Annotated in this window: 1 protein-coding gene; it reads left to right on the top strand. The window is 67.5% G+C overall.

Annotated elements, in window-relative coordinates; translation table 11 throughout:
- Positions 1–367: 367 nt before the first annotated feature.
- Positions 368–1,024, top strand: a complete 657-nt coding sequence (locus tag ABT116_RS50080; protein ID WP_351648468.1) for a ComEC/Rec2 family competence protein — start codon at positions 368–370, stop codon at positions 1,022–1,024.
- Positions 1,025–1,044 lie beyond the last annotated feature (20 nt).

The raw sequence follows: 1,044 nt of genomic DNA, 5'->3' as shown, positions 1-1,044 counted from the left end.
GGTCACGAGGAACTGGGCGGACAGCGGCCCGGCCTCCAGGGTCTGCACGAGTGCTGGTGTCGGTGTGAACGAATCGGAGGTCCGGCCCGTTCTCGACGCTCGACTGCTTCTGTCGGCCGTTGCCGCGTGGGGGAGTAGCGCGGTGGGGATCCTGTTCGGCGCGGTCGCCGCGTGGGTACTTGCGGTGGCGTGCGCGGTTCCAGCGGCAATCCTGGCTGTCGTGGTCGTGCGCCGGACATCTACGGGGTGGGTGCGAATCATGTTGGTGGCATTACTGTTCGGTGCCGGGTGCAGTGTCGTCAGCGGATGGCGGGCGTTCGAGGGGGAGAGTCACCCACTGGCCCGAGCTGCCCTCGAAGGAGCCTGGGTGAGTGTCGACGTGGAACCAACTGAGGATCCGCACGTGGTCTCTGGCGCAGTGGGTCAAGGTCAGGTCTTCTTCAGGGCAACCGTCAATTCGGTGACTGCCCGGAATCACAGGTACTCCGGAGGCGGATTGGTCACGATCCGGGCGCCCAGTTCGTCGTGGCTCGACGTTGTTCCAGGGCAGAGCCTCACGGTTCGCGGCCGGGCGAGTAAGCCATGGCGCAGCGATTCCACACTCGCCGTCATCACGTCCGAAGGGCCTCCCGTCGCGGTGGGAGAAGCGCCCTGGTACCAGCGATGGGCGAGTGTGGTGCGTACTCGTTTCGCCGCTGCGTGCTCGGCTGCGCTCCCGCCGGATCAGGCGGGTCTGCTGCCTGGCCTGGTCGTCGGAGACACGTCGTCGCTGTCGCCGGTGGTGAAGGACAACTTCACTGTTGCCGGGCTTTCCCACCTCACTGCGGTCTCCGGCGCCAACATCAGCATTCTGCTGGGGGCCGTTCTGCTGTTGGTCAGAGCGGCGGCACTGAGCCCGCGGGTCGGCGCCGCTTTGGCGCTGGTGGCCCTCGCCTATACGGCCTTCAGCGGTGCCTCGGAGCTGCTGAGTGCTCTGCCAGTGCGCTGGTGGGGCTCGGCGTGGCCATGGGGTCGGGAGCGCTGAGGGGCGTGCGGCCCGACCAC

The sequence above is a fragment of the Streptomyces sp. NPDC002130 genome (assembly GCF_040296465.1).
Taxonomy (GTDB): Bacteria; Actinomycetota; Actinomycetes; order Streptomycetales; family Streptomycetaceae; genus Streptomyces.
Note: the sequence above shows the minus strand (reverse complement) of the source record. Positions and strands in the feature narration are given on the sequence as shown.